Annotated in this window: 13 protein-coding genes and 1 riboswitch; of the genes, 8 read left to right on the forward strand and 5 right to left on the reverse strand. The window is 59.2% G+C overall.

Annotated features, from left to right (window positions below; translation table 11 throughout):
- Positions 1–185: 185 nt before the first annotated feature.
- Positions 186–452 (reverse strand): DNA-binding transcriptional regulator, encoded by a 267-nt coding sequence (locus AB5Y83_RS04500; RefSeq protein ID WP_005338367.1) that lies wholly within the window; start codon positions 450–452, stop codon positions 186–188.
- A 258-nt stretch (positions 453–710) separates the two neighbouring features.
- Here AB5Y83_RS04500 and AB5Y83_RS04505 point away from each other — a divergent pair, with 258 nt between their 5' ends.
- The 3 genes from AB5Y83_RS04505 to ompA (AB5Y83_RS04515) all read left to right on the forward strand — a co-directional run bounded on the left by AB5Y83_RS04505 (position 711) and on the right by ompA (AB5Y83_RS04515) (position 3,945).
- Complete coding sequence (locus AB5Y83_RS04505) at positions 711–1,307, forward strand: hypothetical protein (protein WP_139432703.1); 597 nt, start codon at positions 711–713, stop codon at positions 1,305–1,307.
- Between the two features lie 308 nt (positions 1,308–1,615).
- Positions 1,616–2,635, forward strand: a complete 1,020-nt coding sequence (ompA, locus tag AB5Y83_RS04510) for a porin OmpA (protein WP_139405972.1) — start codon at positions 1,616–1,618, stop codon at positions 2,633–2,635.
- A gap of 308 nt (positions 2,636–2,943) precedes the next feature.
- The gene (gene ompA / locus AB5Y83_RS04515; RefSeq protein WP_113738922.1) at positions 2,944–3,945 is read left to right on the forward strand and encodes a porin OmpA; all 1,002 of its coding nucleotides are present in this window, start codon (positions 2,944–2,946) and stop codon (positions 3,943–3,945) included.
- 103 nt (positions 3,946–4,048) lie between these two features.
- On the opposite strand, the gene AB5Y83_RS04520 is transcribed toward ompA (AB5Y83_RS04515), so the two are convergent.
- Both AB5Y83_RS04520 and AB5Y83_RS04525 read right to left on the reverse strand, forming a co-directional pair.
- The gene (locus AB5Y83_RS04520) at positions 4,049–5,743 is read right to left on the reverse strand and encodes an NAD-dependent malic enzyme (RefSeq protein ID WP_108613132.1); all 1,695 of its coding nucleotides are present in this window, start codon (positions 5,741–5,743) and stop codon (positions 4,049–4,051) included.
- A 69-nt stretch (positions 5,744–5,812) separates the two neighbouring features.
- Positions 5,813–6,670: a helix-turn-helix transcriptional regulator gene (locus tag AB5Y83_RS04525; RefSeq protein WP_368174771.1), complete on the reverse strand. Its 858-nt coding sequence runs from the start codon at positions 6,668–6,670 to the stop codon at positions 5,813–5,815.
- Positions 6,671–6,790: 120 nt separating this feature from the next.
- On the opposite strand from AB5Y83_RS04525, the gene AB5Y83_RS04530 reads away from it, so the two are divergent.
- Together AB5Y83_RS04530 and AB5Y83_RS04535 are read left to right on the forward strand one after the other, a co-directional pair.
- Positions 6,791–8,170, forward strand: coding sequence for an MATE family efflux transporter (locus AB5Y83_RS04530; RefSeq protein ID WP_047435970.1), 1,380 nt, complete (start codon positions 6,791–6,793; stop codon positions 8,168–8,170).
- 123 nt (positions 8,171–8,293) lie between these two features.
- Positions 8,294–8,542, forward strand: a complete 249-nt coding sequence (locus AB5Y83_RS04535) for a YciN family protein (protein ID WP_005338382.1) — start codon at positions 8,294–8,296, stop codon at positions 8,540–8,542.
- A gap of 33 nt (positions 8,543–8,575) precedes the next feature.
- Here AB5Y83_RS04535 and AB5Y83_RS04540 read toward each other — a convergent pair whose 3' ends face one another.
- Entirely contained in the window at positions 8,576–9,697 is a 1,122-nt protein-coding gene (locus tag AB5Y83_RS04540) for a GGDEF domain-containing protein (RefSeq protein ID WP_005349944.1), read from the reverse strand.
- Between the two features lie 246 nt (positions 9,698–9,943).
- Here AB5Y83_RS04540 and AB5Y83_RS04545 point away from each other — a divergent pair, with 246 nt between their 5' ends.
- Positions 9,944–11,341: a nucleobase:cation symporter-2 family protein gene (locus AB5Y83_RS04545; RefSeq protein WP_279489015.1), complete on the forward strand. Its 1,398-nt coding sequence runs from the start codon at positions 9,944–9,946 to the stop codon at positions 11,339–11,341.
- Positions 11,342–11,444: 103 nt separating this feature from the next.
- Positions 11,445–12,161 carry a protein ligase gene (locus AB5Y83_RS04550; protein WP_279489014.1) on the forward strand — a complete coding sequence of 239 codons (717 nt, stop codon included), beginning with the start codon at positions 11,445–11,447 and terminating at the stop codon, positions 12,159–12,161.
- 114 nt (positions 12,162–12,275) lie between these two features.
- On the opposite strand, the gene AB5Y83_RS04555 is transcribed toward AB5Y83_RS04550, so the two are convergent.
- Positions 12,276–13,652, reverse strand: coding sequence for a sodium:alanine symporter family protein (locus tag AB5Y83_RS04555; RefSeq protein ID WP_005338391.1), 1,377 nt, complete (start codon positions 13,650–13,652; stop codon positions 12,276–12,278).
- Positions 13,653–13,759: 107 nt separating this feature from the next.
- Positions 13,760–13,875, reverse strand: a riboswitch (glycine riboswitch).
- Positions 13,876–14,382: 507 nt separating this feature from the next.
- Between AB5Y83_RS04555 and AB5Y83_RS04560 the strand changes: the two genes are divergently transcribed.
- The gene (locus AB5Y83_RS04560; RefSeq protein WP_058056704.1) at positions 14,383–15,549 is read left to right on the forward strand and encodes a type III PLP-dependent enzyme; all 1,167 of its coding nucleotides are present in this window, start codon (positions 14,383–14,385) and stop codon (positions 15,547–15,549) included.
- Positions 15,550–15,593: the final 44 nt, after the last annotated feature.

Below are 15,593 nucleotides of genomic sequence, written 5' to 3' on the forward strand. Positions count from 1 at the left end.
CGATTGCTCATATCATCCTGAATGTAATAGTGTTCGGGTGGCCAGATACCACCAGGGGCCCACTTTTCGGGGCCGCTTATTCTCGTTGGCCTGCATGGATAATTCAAAGCGTGTTAGATCAAAATATCGATCGGCAACCCAAAAAAAATACCGCCCGAAGGCGGCATTTCTATTCACATCGATGATCACGCCTTGGCGAGGTCATCCGGGCCAATCTGGCCGATTTCGGCGACTTTCTTGTCTGCCAGCAGCCAGAGGGTGAACTTGTGCAGATCCGGGTGGTGCGCCAGGGCAACCAGGAAGGCGCCCCCAACTTCACGGTAACCCAGCTCGTAGTTTTTCAGCGTGGTGGGAGGAACACCCAGCAAATCTGCAAACTTCGGACGGCTCAAACCGACCGCTTCACGGATCTGACGGATCTTCTTGCCAACAGTGACGATATTTGAATTCATAATGTTCCATACTCCGTTTGGCGGATTTACTCCGCCTTTTATTTTTCGCGACGACTCGTAGTCAAGTGTATCAGTTTTGTTCGGACTCGTTATGGTCGAGCCTCTATCTTATGAGCGCCTTTCGGCGACAACCCTTGCCTTCAAGGGGGGATGGTAATCGCTCAGCCGCCTCAGGTAAACAGTCTCGAAAAGAAACCTTTATTGTGGCCCCCCCAATAACTCGTATAATCCGCCGGATACCCATTAAGAGGAATAAGTATGGCGTTTCCCGGCATTATCTCTCGCCTGCACCCCGTATCTAGCACAGAAGAACTGGCACAACAGCGCCTGCAAGGTGAACAATATCGCGCCGAAGCATTCTGGCTTCCGGCCTTGATGTCCAGCCACGCCAGCGAGCTGCTGGCCGCCCTGCCGGAGAGCTGCAGCCTGTTTCTTGAACAGGCATGCCCGGACCTGGCCCTGCGCAGCCACGACGGCACCCTGCATAACAATGAGCAGCTCATCACGGTAAACGGTCAGGCAATTGCTCTGGCAACCACCCCGGGTGATGGTGGTCTGGTGCCCGAGTCGGGCATGTGCGAGATGGCCGACTGGCTGGAGGCGGGACACCGCCACTTCATCTGTTCAGCTGCGGTTCAGCCTGTGGCTCGCGCCATCCTCAACATCTGGCCCCTTGACCCCTATCTGGCCCGACATTTCTTGATGACATTTACCCCCCTGCTGCAGAGCGCAACCCAGGCAGATTACCTTGCGGTCTTTGCCGCCAGAGCGAATCCTGCCAGCCCGCATAGCGACTGGGTTCAGGCTTATATGAAGCTGGAGAAGAAACTGCACAGGGCCTATCTGGATCACTAATTAATCAAAATAAACAGCCAGTTAAGAGCACGACACAATTTGCCACAAGGCTCATTTGTGAGCTTGATCATGTTTTAAAATCGGCATAGAGTGCGCCTCGTCATCGGAATGACATCAGTTGCCTGGCAGTGGTTTCTCACGCATTGCATGCCATGCCAGCGCACTCGACACACCAGGAGAGTGTGCAACCCGGTTCTGCCGGGTCATCTGCCAGACTCGACGCCAGCCGTACGGCGGAGCCTGCAGCTTACATAAATTACAAAGTGTGAAGCACGTGAATAACGTGCGATCTCAACGAGGATTTTTTTATGATGAAAATGGCTCCTTCCATGATCGCCATCGCCATGGCTGCTCTGGGTGCTACCGCTGCTCACGCCGCTGACGACATCTACTTCGGTGCCGGTGTCGGTGCTACTCACTTCAACGGCCTGAACAAGCTGGAAAGCACCAATGTAGGCCAGGAAGACGCGGCTGCTGCCAACGCCTTCATGGGTTACAACTTCACCGAAAACTTCGGTACCGAACTGGGCTACCAGTACACCGGTCGTGGCAACACCAACGGCAACCGTTACGAAAGCCAGGGTGCCACCCTGTCCGGTATCGCCCGTATGCCGGTTGGCAACGACTTCTCCCTGTTCGCTGAAGGCGGCGCCTACTGGGGTCACACCGATGGTCTGGGTACCAGCGACACTAAAGTTTCCCCGCTGGCCGGTGCTGGTGTGACTTACAAGGTAAATGACGCGCTGGATCTGCAAGCTCGCTACCGCTACATGTGGGACGTGGCTGACCTGCACGCCAACGGTGAGCGTTACAAAGCCAACCAGAGCATCGCTACTCTGGAAGCGGTATACCACCCGTTCCGTACTTCCTACGTAGCTCCGGTAGCTGCTCCGGTAGTTGAAGAAGCGCCGGCTCCTGCTCCGCAAGTGGTAGAGAAGAACTTCGCCCTGAACTCAGACGTGCTGTTTGCCTTCGGCAAAGACACCCTGAAGCCGGAAGGCGTTGCAGCCCTGAACGGTCTGTATCAGCAAATCGTTGAGTTCCAGCCGAAAGATGGCAACGCTGTTGTTGTTGGTTACACCGACCGTATCGGTTCCGACGCTTACAACCAGAAGCTGTCTGAAGCCCGTGCCCGTACCGTTGCCAACTTCCTGGTAAGCAAAGGTATGGCTGCCAGCAAAGTTGCCATCGAAGGTCGTGGCGAAGCCAACCCGGTTACCGGCACCAAGTGCAACGGCGTAACCGCTAAAGCTCAACTGATCTCCTGCCTGGCTCCGGATCGTCGCGTAGAAGTTCGCGTATCTGGCGTACAAGAAGTTCAGCAATAATCTGACCTCGTTCAGATAGTGCGAAAAAAAAGGGATGCTGCGGCATCCCTTTTTGTTTGTCTCATTCTCGTTTGCATCCCTCACTCTCGCCTCCCTGCCCTTGCCTGCCCCGTCTCGAAAGCATAAAGTAGTTGCGCCTGTAAGGTATTGGATAAGCACTAAAAAGCGCTTCTTGTCCGGTCTGTTGTCCATGACGCCAATGCATCATGAGAGTCCAAAGCCTTCGCTATCCACTTTGCTGGCGATTTTTCGCAGCAATAAAAACAAGTGCATTGCCCGACATGGGCTAACACAACGAGGATAAACCGATGAAACTCAAAATGGCTCCTACCCTGATTGCACTGGCGCTCGCCGCCGCAGGTACCACAGCTCAGGCTGCCGATGACTGGTACACCGGTGTTGGTGCAGGTTGGGCATATGCTCACAACCTTGACGATGTACAAGGTCTGGATACAGACAAAGACGCCACCGCGCTGAGCCTGTTCGGCGGTTACAACTTCAACGACTACTACGCAGCTGAACTGGGCTACCTCTACGCCGGTAAAGCGGGCGTTGACGGTGCCGATTTCAAAACCCAGGGTGCCACCCTCTCCGGTATCGCCCGCCTGCCGCTCGGCGACATCTTCTCGGTGTTTGCTGAAGGCGGTGCCTACTTCAATCACGTCAACGGCAATGGCAACAGCGACAACGGCACTGCGCCGCTGGCGGGCCTGGGTCTGACAGCCAAGCTCTCCGACCTTATCGATGTGCAAGCACGCTACCGCTATCTGTGGAATCTGGGTGACGAGCAGAAAACCTGGGAGAGCGACATGAGCGTCGCGACCCTGGAGCTGGTGATGCACCCGAACCGTACCTCTTATGTTGCCCCGGTTGCCGCCCCTGCGCCTGAGCCGGTTCCCGAGCCGGTACTGGTCGACAAGAACTTCGCCCTGAGCTCAGACGTGCTGTTTGCCTTTGGCAAATCCACCCTCAAGCCAGAAGGTGTCGCAGCGCTGAACACCCTGTATCAGCAGATCGTTGATGTTCAGCCGAAAGATGGCAGCGCCGTGGTCGTCGGTTACACCGACCGTATCGGTTCTGATGCCTACAACCTGAAACTCTCCGAAGCGCGTGCCCGTACCGTAGCCGACTTCCTGGTTGGCAAAGGTCTGCCGGCTGGCAAAGTTGCCATCGAAGGTCGCGGTGAAGCCAATCCGGTCACCGGTACCCAGTGCAACAGCGTCAAGGGCAAGGCTCAGCTGATCTCCTGCCTGGCACCGGATCGCCGCGTAGAAGTACGCGTCACTGGCGTGCAGCAAGTGACCCAGTAACCACATCTGACAACACCAAGGGGATGAAGCTGCATCCCCTCAGAATGAAAAAAGGGATGCCATGGCATCCCTTGTTTTTACGGCTATTTAACGCTGAGCTGTATCAGAACGAGGTGCGGCGGTAGCGGCGATATTCCGGATGCCAGAAGTTGGCGTCGATGGCCTGATCGATCACCTCGTCCGGGGTCTGCACCGCTTTGCCCTGCAGCATGGCGGTCTTGGCCACCATCTTGGCGATGTAGCGGGAGACCTGATGGATATCCGCCAGATCCGGCAGCAGGGAGCCCTCCTCCCCTTTCACCAGCGGCGAGCACTCCGCCAGCGCGCGGCTGGCCGACATCAGCATGGCGTCGGTCACCCGGGTGGCGCCGGAGGCGATGACGCCAAGGCCGATCCCCGGGAAGATGAAGGAGTTGTTGCACTGGGCGATGACGTAGCGCTTGCCCTTGTGCTCCACCGGTGCGAACGGGCTGCCGGTGGCCACCAGCGCCTGACCGTCGGTCCAGCGGATAAGGTCTGCCGGCGTCGCCTCGACCCGGGAGGTTGGGTTGGAGAGCGGGAAGATGATGGGACGGGCACAGTGCTTGTGCATAGTCTTGACCACCTCTTCGGTGAACAGCCCCGGCTGGCCGGAGACCCCGATCAGAATGTCCGGGCGACCGTGCTCCATTACCTCCAGCAGGGAGATGTTGTCACCAACCGGCCAGTCGGCAATGCGCTCTACCGGCTGGGAGAGGCGGCGCTGGAAGTCAAGCTGGTTGGGGATCTTGTCGGTGATAAGACCGAAGCGATCCACCATAAAGACCCGGCTGCGTGCCTGGGCATCGGTCAGCCCTTCGGCCTTCATCTGCGCCACGATCTGCTCGGCGATGCCGCAACCGGCGCTGCCCGCGCCGAGGAAGGCGACCCGCTTCTCGGAGAGCTTGGCACCGGAGGCCTTGCAGGCGGCAATCAGGCTACCCAGTGTCACCGCAGCGGTGCCCTGAATATCGTCGTTGAAGCAGCAGAGCTCGTTCTTGTAGCGGTTGAGCAGCGGCATGGCGTTGTTCTGGGCGAAGTCCTCGAACTGCAGCAGGATATCCGGCCAGCGGCGCTTGACCGCCTGAATGAAGGCATCGACGAACTCGGCATACTCTTCACCGGAGATGCGCGGATTGCGCCAGCCCATGTAGAAGGGGTCGTTCAGCAACTGCTGGTTGTTGGTGCCCACATCCAGCACCACCGGCAAGCAGTAGGCGGGCGAGATGCCGCCACAGGCGGTGTAGAGCGACAGCTTGCCAATAGGAATGCCCATGCCGCCGATACCCTGGTCACCCAGACCCAGGATCCGCTCGCCATCGGTCACCACGATCACCTTGACGTTCTGCTTGGTGGCGTTTTGCAGCATGTCATCGATCCTCTCCTTGTCCGGATAGGAGATGAAGAGGCCACGGGCGCGGCGATAGATGTTGGAGAACTCCTCGCACGCCTTGCCGACGGTCGGGGTGTAGATGATGGGCAACATCTCGGTCAGGTGGTTGTGCAGCAGTCGGTAGAACAGTGTCTCGTTGGTATCCTGGATGTTGCGCAGATAGATGTGCTTGTCCATGTCGTTGCCGAACGCCATAAACTGGCGATAGGCGCGCTCGGCCTGCTCCTCGATGGTCTCGATATTCTGGGGCAACAGCCCTTCGAGGTTGAAGTTGCTGCGCTCTTCGCTGGTGAAGGCGCTCCCCTTGTTGAGCAGCGGGGTCTCCAGCAGGGCTGGACCGGCGTAGGGAATGTAGAGAGGACGTTTCTGGTTATTATCTTCAAACATGGATCTTGATACCTAAACGGTTAGCTAGACGCAGGGACCCGCCGATCCTAGGGGCTTGTGTCATTAATTTCAAAGAGTTTGCATATCCGTTGCAAAAGGTTTGCGACCGAGTCGACGAAATGCCCCCGGGGTCTGACCAGTCAGGCGCCGAAACGAGTTGGCAAAGTTGGCGCCATCGCTATAACCGACCCGGGCGGCCAGCTCGCTGAGCGGCCAGTTGGTGTAAAGCAGCAACTGACGCGCCTTGTTCATTCTGAGCTCGGTCACCCTCGCCATCGGCCCCATACCAAAGTGCTGCAGACAGAGGCGGTGCAGATGGGGCACCGAGCAGGCCATCTGGTCGGCGAGCCGGGCCACACTCCAGGGCTCGTCGAGACGCGCCTCCACCCGGCGAAACAGCGCCTGCAAGCGCAGCTCCGGCGTACCACGCACCTCTCCCTGCAGGGTGCGCTCCAGCAGGGCCAACAGCAGAGTGAGCAACTGGGGCTGGAGTGGGGAACGAACCCCTTCGAGCTGGATCAGGCTGAGCAGATGATGAAGCTGATCACCGCCATCCCCCTGCCAGATACGGTGGCCGAGCCGGTGTAGATGCTGCCAGCGCGGCACGTCATCGAGCAAAATCCAGCTCATCTGCCACTGCTCCCCCACCAGCTTGAGGCCACCGGGCTCGGCGGCGGGCAAAAAGATGAGCGAACCGTTCGGGACAGGCTGCTCACCCCGGTCGGTGAGCAGCGCCCCCCCCTCGCTGTGGCTCGCCATCAGAATGTGAAACTCGGGCCGATTGCGGCGAATGAGGTAGTGCTCCCGAATGGTCGAGAGACCGGTCAGAAAAATACCGGCCTCGCCGAGCAGCGGCAGCCCTTCGCGCCCCAGCATTCGCTCATCGCAGGAGGGCGCTATCTCCAGACACTCGCTGACAAAGGGCATAACACCTCAACAGGATAGTTTCACACAATAAACCCGAGAGAGCCTCACAGTGAAGCCGCTCGCCATTCCCCCTATCATACCCATGACAAACCTTGCTTTTCTCATACCCGGTTAACACTAATGAATTATTGGCAAGCGATTTTAAAACAAACCACCGATCGCGAGTTCATGACCCGATTGTGGCGGCTGGCCCTGCCGGTTTCGCTGCAATCCATGATGTTCTCCCTGCTCGGCCTCATCGATATCATGATGGTGAGCCAGCTTGGCACCACGGCTGTGGCGGCGGTCGGCTTGGGTAACCGGGTCTTCTTCTTCAATCTGCTGGTGATAGCGGGCCTCGCGGGCGGGGTCTCGGTATTGGCAGCACAATACTTCGGGCGCGGGGAGATGGCCGGGGTACGCCGCTCCCTGGCGCTGGCCATAGTGGGCGCCCTGCTGGTCACCCTGCCCTTTGCCTTCATCTATGTGTTATCACCGGGCAGCGTACTCGGCTTTGCCAGTCAGGATCCGGCACTGCGAGCTCTGGCGGATCAATTCTTGATGATCACCGGCGCCACCATCCTCTGTACCGCCATCGTAGTGCCGCTGGAATCAGCCCTGCGCTCGGTCGGCAATGCCGCCGCGCCAACCCGCATCGGCATTATCGCCATCATCGCCAACGTCATCCTCAACTACGCCCTCATCTTCGGTCACTTCGGCTTCGAGGCGATGGGGGTCGCCGGTTCGGCCTGGGGCACCACCATTTCCCGGCTGCTGCAGACAGCCCTGCTGCTGCTCTACGTAAAGCGTTATGAGGCGCGCCTGATCCCGCGTGCACCAGACTGGCTGGCCGCCTTCAAGCGCAAGGAGGTGGTGCGCTTTACCCTGATCGCCCTGCCGCTGCTGTTCCATGACGGTCTCTGGGCCTTCGGCATGCTGATTTACGGCTTTCTCTATGCACATCTTGGCACCGATTCGCTGGCCATCATGACCACACTCGGCACCCTGGAGAGCATCCTTATCTCCCTCTTCTTCGGACTGGCGGTGGCCTGCTCCACCCTGCTCGGCCACCGGCTCGGGGCCGAGGAGTACGAGATTGCCTGGCAGCACTCCCAGCTCTTCCTGCTGCTGGCACCGATTGGCGCGCTGCTGGTGGGGATCATCGTCTGGCTGCTGCAAGCCAACCTGCTGCAGTGGGTCGGCAACCTGCCCCCCGAGCTGATGACAGAGGCTGGACAGGTGCTCGGCATCATGTGCCTCGGGATGCTGCTCAAGGTGTTCAACATGGTGGGGATCATCGGGGTGCTGCGCTCTGGCGGTGATGTGAACTACAGCATCTTTATCGACATCGTCGGCATGTGGTGCATCGGCATCCCGCTCGCCTGGGTGGCGGTCACGCTGCTCGGCTGGCCCCTCTCCTGGGTGGTGGCGGTGGTGCTGCTGGAGGAGCTCAGCAAGGTACTGCTGGTGCAGCGCCGTATTCGCCAACGCTGCTGGTTGAAGAATCTGGTGATCGGATAAACAACCACAAATCGGGGTCATATCAATGACAGAAAAACCCTGTTTGCAGTATGCTGGGCGCCTCTTCAATCAGAGGCAGGGATCCACGGTTTCCCTGTCCAGTAGTCGTTTAAGGAGACGAGCATGCAACCACAGAAAGAGCTGATCACCGAGACGGCCCTGCTTGAGATGGCCAACAAGATCATCAAAGAGCATGAAGACTTCATCCACGGTATGCGCGCCGATTCGGTGGAGCAGAAGGGGGATATTCTGGTGTTCAAGGGGGAGTATTTCCTGGCCGAAGACGGCACCCCGACCGGCAAGACCATGGCAGTCTTCAACATGTTCAAGCTGCTGGCCCAGCAGCTCTCCGGCAAGTACAAGCTGGCCTGATCTCGCCAGCTCATTGCCAACAGGATGCCGCCCTCAGGCGGCATCTGTTTTTGCGCGGTTCTGCCCCTCGACCACCACGCAGTTGCGTCCCGCCATCTTGGCCTGATAGAGACACTCGTCGGCACGGTTGATCAGAATATCGATGGTGTCATCGGAACGGGCCATGGCAATCCCGATACTCACCGTCACCTCCAGCAATTCGTCCGAGGTGGGGCTCTTCACCAGACGCGCCTCGACGGCAATGCGCAGCCGCTCGGCCATTTTGCTCGCCAGTGCCGGATCGGCGCAGTTATGCATCAGGATGGCAAACTCTTCTCCACCATAACGCCCCAGCACCATGTCAGGCTCCAGCTGCTCGCCCAGGGTGGTAGCCACCTCCTTGAGCACCGCATCCCCCGCCAGATGGCCGTAGATATCGTTGATCCGCTTGAAGCGATCGAGATCCAGCAGCATCACCGCAAAGGGCTTCTTCTTGAGTTGCAGCCGGATTCTGGCCTGCTCCAGTTGCTTCATCAGCAAGCGGCGGTTCATCATGCCGGTCAGCTCATCGGTGGTCGATTCCCGATATAGCCGCAGCAGCATGTTGAGTTGGCCGCACTGCACCCAGCAACTGGCCATGGTAAACATGCCGAGCACCCACACCTGATTCAGGGTGGCCTGACTCCAGATGCTCTGGCCCACCAGCAGCCAGTGGCCCAGCAGCATGGTCACCAGTACCACACCAGCCAGTTGCAAGCCGAGGGAGAGGGGGATGGGGAAGATGGCAAACAGGGTGATCAGCAGATAGGGAAAGGCCGCATAGCCCGCCTGCAACTCCTGTCCGGCGCCAAAGCTGTTCAGGCAAAAGAGAGAGAAGAGCATCATCACGGCCATCAGATAGCCAAGGGCCAGCTTCATCCGTTCCCGCTTGAAGTGGATGAGGTACGAGAGCGGAATAAGTGGCGAGAGCGCCAGGGTGCAGAAGATCCTGGCCTGAAACAGCTGCTCGAAATGAACGGCCGGCAAAGTCAGCCAATCCACCACGGCCCAGGCGGGCAATCCGAGCATCAGCAAGCAGGTCAGCAGGCGCAAACGCACCGTCATAAAGCCCATGCGAGTACGAGTAAAGTCTTCGGAGTGAACTCTCGCACTCCAGAACTCTGACAACTTGAGCATCCAGAGTCTCCACGATGAATACTGAGGGCTCATTCTACACCTACAAAGTGGTAAAAATGTCATTAGCGGGGAGAATAAAAAGGAGAGGTCGGTCACACAAACCGACAGATGATAATCGCAGCGCGCAAACGTTTCAACCCATCAAAAAATAAACCTTTTTTTGCATAATTAGCGCTGGTCAGCCTCATTTCAATCACTACAATAGCGCCCAATTTTCTCCCCCTCCCCACACAATTCGAGGTACTTATGGAACAGGCTGCTGTCACACGCGCCAATCGAGAGGCACATCCACCCAGGCGAGCCCACAGCGAACTGGTCTATGGCATAGAGGATGTCCCGCCTCTGCCCCAGACGCTGTTCGCCGCCCTGCAGCATATGCTCGCCATGTTTGTCGCCATCATTACCCCGCCCCTGATTATCGCCAATGCCCTCGGCCTCCCTGCCGCCGACACCCGTTATATCGTCTCCATGTCGCTGGTCATGTCCGGCATCGCCTCCTTCATTCAAACCCGCCGCTTCGGCCCCATCGGTTCCGGCCTGCTCTCGGTGCAAGGCACCAGCTTCAACTTCCTCGGCCCCATCATCGCCTCCGGTCTCGCCCTCAAACAGGCCGCCATGCCCACCGAGGATCTGTTGGGCACATTGTTTGGCACCATGATGGTTGCCGCACTCACCATAGTGGTGATGAGCCGCTTCCTCCATCTGGTGAAACGGATCATCACCCCGCTGGTCACCGGCATAGTGGTGCTGCTGATCGGCCTGACCCTGATCAAAGTGGGCCTGATCAGCATGGGCGGCGGCTATACAGCCCTCTCTGATGGCAGCTTCGCCAGTCACACCAACCTCTTCCTCTCCCTGCTGGTGCTCGGCCTTATCGTGTTGCTGCAACGCAGTCGCAACCCCTGGCTACGCCTCTCCGCCATCATGATCGCCATGCTGGCGGGCTATGCCGTGGCCCTGCTGCTGGGCAAAGTGAGCGCCCCCACCTTCGACGGCCCGCTGGTGATGGTGCCCATTCCGCTTCACTACGGTCTCGGCTTTGACTGGCAGCTGTTCGTGCCGCTCGCCATCATCTTCGTGGTGACGGCGCTCGAAGCGATCGGCGACATGACCGCCACCTCGGATATCTCCGGCGAGCCACTGGAAGGGCCTATCTATATGGAGCGGATCAAAGGCGGCGTGCTGGCCGATGGTGCCAACTCCATGTTGGCGGCGGTGTTCTCCACCTTCCCCATGTCCACCTTCGCCCAGAATAACGGCGTCATTCAGCTGACCGGCGTCGCCAGCCGTCACGTCGGTCTCTTTATCGCCGCCATGCTGGCCCTGCTTGGCCTGTTCCCGGCGGTCGCGAGTCTGGTACAGCAGATCCCCGAGCCTGTACTGGGCGGTGCCACCATCGTCATGTTCGGCACCATCGCCGCCGCTGGCGTGCGCATCATTGCCCGCGAGGAGCTGGATCGCCGCGCCCTGATGATCCTGGCAGTGTCGCTGGCCATGGGGCTGGGAGTCGCGCAGGTACCGGAAGTGCTGCAACACCTGCCGGAGCTGGCCAAGAGCGTACTCTCCTACGGCGTCGCCACCGGTGGCATTACCGCCATCGTGCTCAACCTGCTGCTGCCCAAGCGCGAAGCGCGCCACTCCTGAGACATCGTCCACCGATAGCCAACCCAAGCCCCGCACTTGCGGGGCTTTACCTTGCCAGTCGCCACGGGTAGTGTGCTGGGCAGCCTTTTTTGAGGATGCCGCCATGCCCTATCGCCTGCTCTCCCCCCTCCCCGATACCGCTTCACCCGCACAGATACTGGCACAAGAGCAGCACTGGCTGCGCGACTGTGCCCATGACGGCCAGCCCCGCGCTCACCTGTGGCAGGCGCCCCAATGCCTGATTGTCACTCGCAAGGATACCCGTCTCCCCCATTACGAAGCCGCCTGCAAACAGCTGGCAGACGAAGGCTGGCCGGTGCATGTGCGCGACAGTGGCGGTACCGCCGTGCCCCACGGGGCGGGGATCCTCAACCTATCCCTGCTGCTGCCCCGCACCACCACAGATCTCGCCCACTACTACCGGCTGCTGGGGGCGCCGCTGCTGACCCTGTTGGCGGAGTACGGCCTTGAGGGAAGCTATGACTTCGTGCCCGGCTCCTTTTGCGATGGTCAGTACAATCTGGTGATCGGGGGACGCAAGATCACCGGTACCGCCCAGCGCTGGCTGGCACCGGGGCAGGATCACCAGGGCGCCGTGCTGGCACAAGCCATGCTGCTGGTGGCCGGTGATGTGGATGAGGGAACCAGAATGGCGAGCCGCTTCTACGAATTGGCGGGCGGCGAGCTGCGTTTTATGGCGGGAACCTCCACCACGCTGGCAAGCTGCATCGATTGGCGCGGTAGCGATCAGGCACTGGTGGAGAAAGTGCGAGCACGTCTGGATAGCCTGCTGAGCGAGGGGCTATCCCCCCCATCCTGACCTTATCCCGAAGGGAGAGGGAAAGTACCCATCCTTAAACACAGCGCACAAAAAAGCCACGACCGGAGTCGTGGCTTGTTCTTTTCAAGGGGAGCGTGAAACGGGCTGAGGCGTTCAGGCCGTCTGCGGCTCCGGCTCGGCTTCGCTATCCAGATCCCGGCTAAAGTAGGCGCGGGTCTCGGCGATCACCACATGGCGCAGGCCAATCAGGCCGATGAGATTGGGCACCGCCATCAGGCCGTTAACGATATCGGCAAGCAGCCAAATCATGTCCAGATGGAGGAAAGCACCGCTCGCTACCAGCGCCAGATAGACCAGACGATAGGGCTTAATTGCCTTCACCCCGAACAGGTATTCGGTGCAGCGCTCGCCGTAGTAGTTCCAGCCAAGGATGGTGGTAAAGGCGAAGAACAGCAGGCCTATGCTCACCAGATACTGGCCAACATGGGCATCGAGCCCCTGGGCAAAGGCCAGACTGGTCATGGCCGCGCCGCTTGCATCGCCGCTCCACACGCCTGTGACCACCAGGGTCAGGCCGGTCATGGTGCAGATGATGATGGTGTCGATGAAGGTACCTGTCATGGAGACCAGCCCCTGCTCCACACACGAATCGGTCTTGGCTGCCGCCGCCGCGATGGGCGCAGAGCCCAGTCCCGACTCGTTGGAGAAAACCCCACGCGCTACCCCGGACTGGATTGCCAGCATGATGCTGGCACCGACGAAGCCGCCGGTCGCCGCATGGCCGGTGAAGGCACTCTCGATAACCAGCATGACGGCATCGGGCAAGGCGCTGGCGTTGTTCACCAGCACACCCAGACAGGCGACGATGTAGAAGATGGCCATGAAGGGCACCACCTTGCTCGACACGCTGGAGATGGATTTGATCCCTCCCAGGGTCACCAGCGCCACGATCAGGGTCAGCACCACGGCGGTCGCTTCACGGGGCACCGAGAAGGAGAGGCTCATGGCGTCGGAGATTGCGTTAACCTGCGGGAAGGTACCGATCCCGAAGAAAGCCACTCCGATGCCGAACAGGGCAAACAGCTTGGCGAGCGGCTTGGAGCCGAGCCCCTTCTCCAGATAGTACATGGGGCCACCCGCCATCTGGCCGTTGGCATCCTGCTCGCGATACTTCACAGCCAGCAGACACTCGGCGTACTTGGTGGCCATGCCGAACAGCGCCGCCATCCACATCCAGAACAGGGCACCGGGGCCGCCGAGCTTGATGGCAGTAGCCACCCCGACGATGTTGCCGGTACCGATGGTGGCAGAGAGGGCGGTACAGAGGGCGCCGAAGCTGGATACATCTCCCTGCTTGCCCTGCCCCTGATCGCGACCAAAGACCAGCCGCAGAGCGAGCGGCAAGCGCACGACCTGAAGCAGACCCAGACGCAGGGTGAGATAGATACCGGTCCCGACCAGCAGGATCAGCAGGGGCGGACCCCAGATAAAGCTATCGATGGCGGTTAACGCCGATTGAATTGATGACATGCATCCTCCTTAAGAAACAGAAATTAAGGAGGAGAAGGATGATCTTCCCATAGGTGTCGCGATCGGCCAGAGGCGATCGGATGCGGGCCAAGCCCAGGTACAACCATCCCATCCCCTCTGTCCTTTTGCCTGAGAGTTTCCGGCGCCAGCCTGCCCTTGCGGGTAGTCATGGTGCCTTGCTCCTTCGGCGCCCGATTTAACGGGTCTCTCCAGAGTATCGTCCAGTAGCAGTCCACACCGGTTGCCCGGTACCTGAAAGATTCACTTCTTCGGTGGATGGTTGCCCATCGCTCTCCTGCTACCTTCATCCGAACTAGTTTGGATTAGGAAGTCGGCATGTTAATCCAAAAAATGTGAGCTGTCTCGCACTTGGCCGCCCCCATTTATATTTTTTTAGTGACCGCCAGAGCAGCGACAAGAATGTTAAATGTTAGTTAACTATCAACATGTTAGGCTCTCACGGATCAAATGTGGCCCAAACGGGAAAAATGGCGGATAGAGAACAGTGATCCCTCTCGTTTCGCCAAGAAAATCTTGCCGACATATCCAATCAAAATGCTTGCACACAGAATCAATAAGCCGATAATCCGCTGCATAACCAAGCACTTTGCCATCAATTTATGCACTGTGTTCGGTTGGTCCCACCGGACCGCTCGCCTGACCCGGCCGTCGCCGGTTCAATCGCATATGGCTTGGGCATATCACGCCCCCTAAGGACTTTCAAAAGAGAATGAACGACGCCCTGGTTGCAAAAGATGTGGTCGCACAAGATTACCGTCAGCTGGTTGAACAATTCGGCTCCCCCCTGCTGCTGCTCGACAAGGCAGCCGTCCGCAAACAGTATCGGGCCCTGGCCGCCGCCCTGCCCGATGTACGATTGCACTATGCACTCAAACCCCTGCCCCATGAGGCGGTGGTCTCTGTCTTGAAGGAAGAGGGGGCCTGTTTCGATCTGGCCACCAATGGCGAAGTGGATCTGGTGCGCAGTCAGGGGGTTCGCCCGGGACGTTGCATTCATACCCATCCCATCAAGCGCGACAGCGATATCCGTTATGCGCTGGAGTTTGGCTGCACCGTGTTTGTCTACGACAACCCGCTGGAGCTGGAAAAGTTCATTCCCTACAAAGACGAAGTGAAACTGCTGCTGCGGGTCAGCTTCCCCAACCCCGAGACCAAGGTCGATCTCTCCAAGAAGTTCGGCTGCACTCCGGAGCAAGCGCTGCCGCTGCTGCAACTGGCCCACGCCAAGGGGATCAAGGTGATGGGGCTGTCGTTCCACGTCGGCTCCCAGGTACCCCACGCCCGTCGCCATGTGCAGGCCATCGACGCCTGCCGCGAGATCATGGAGCAGGCCTGGGCGCTCGGGCTCAAGCCCTGGGTGCTGGACATCGGCGGCGGTTTCCCGGTCGACTATGAAGGGGGCGAGTTCGATATCGACGGCTTCTGCGCGCCGATCCGCGAAGCGCTGGCCAAGTTGCCCGCTACCGTGCAGAAGATTGCCGAACCGGGCCGCTTTATCAGCGCACCGGCCATGACTTCGGTATCCAGCGTGATGGGCAAGGCGCACCGCGGCGACAAGATCTGGTACTACCTGGATGACGGTCTCTACGGCAGCTACAACGGCCAGCTCTATGACCACGTCACCTATCCGGTGAGCACGCCTTATGCCAGTGGCGAGCAGCACAACTCGGTGCTCTCCGGCCCGACCTGCGACAGCGTGGATGTGATCCGCGATGGCATCATGCTGCCGGACCTGGCTATCGGCGAGTTGGTGGTTGGCAAGGTGATGGGCGCCTACACCTGGGCCTCCGCCTCCACCTTCAACTTCTTCCCCAAGGCCAGCATCCTCATTCTGGACAGCAGTCAGAAGGGGCAGAAGCTGGTGGCAGTAGCCTGAGCACACCGCTCGCTCGCCAACAGGTTCACTGGGCAAAAACAAGA

The organism is Aeromonas sp. R5-4, assembly GCF_040908215.1.
GTDB classification, from domain to species: Bacteria; Pseudomonadota; Gammaproteobacteria; order Enterobacterales; family Aeromonadaceae; genus Aeromonas; species Aeromonas veronii.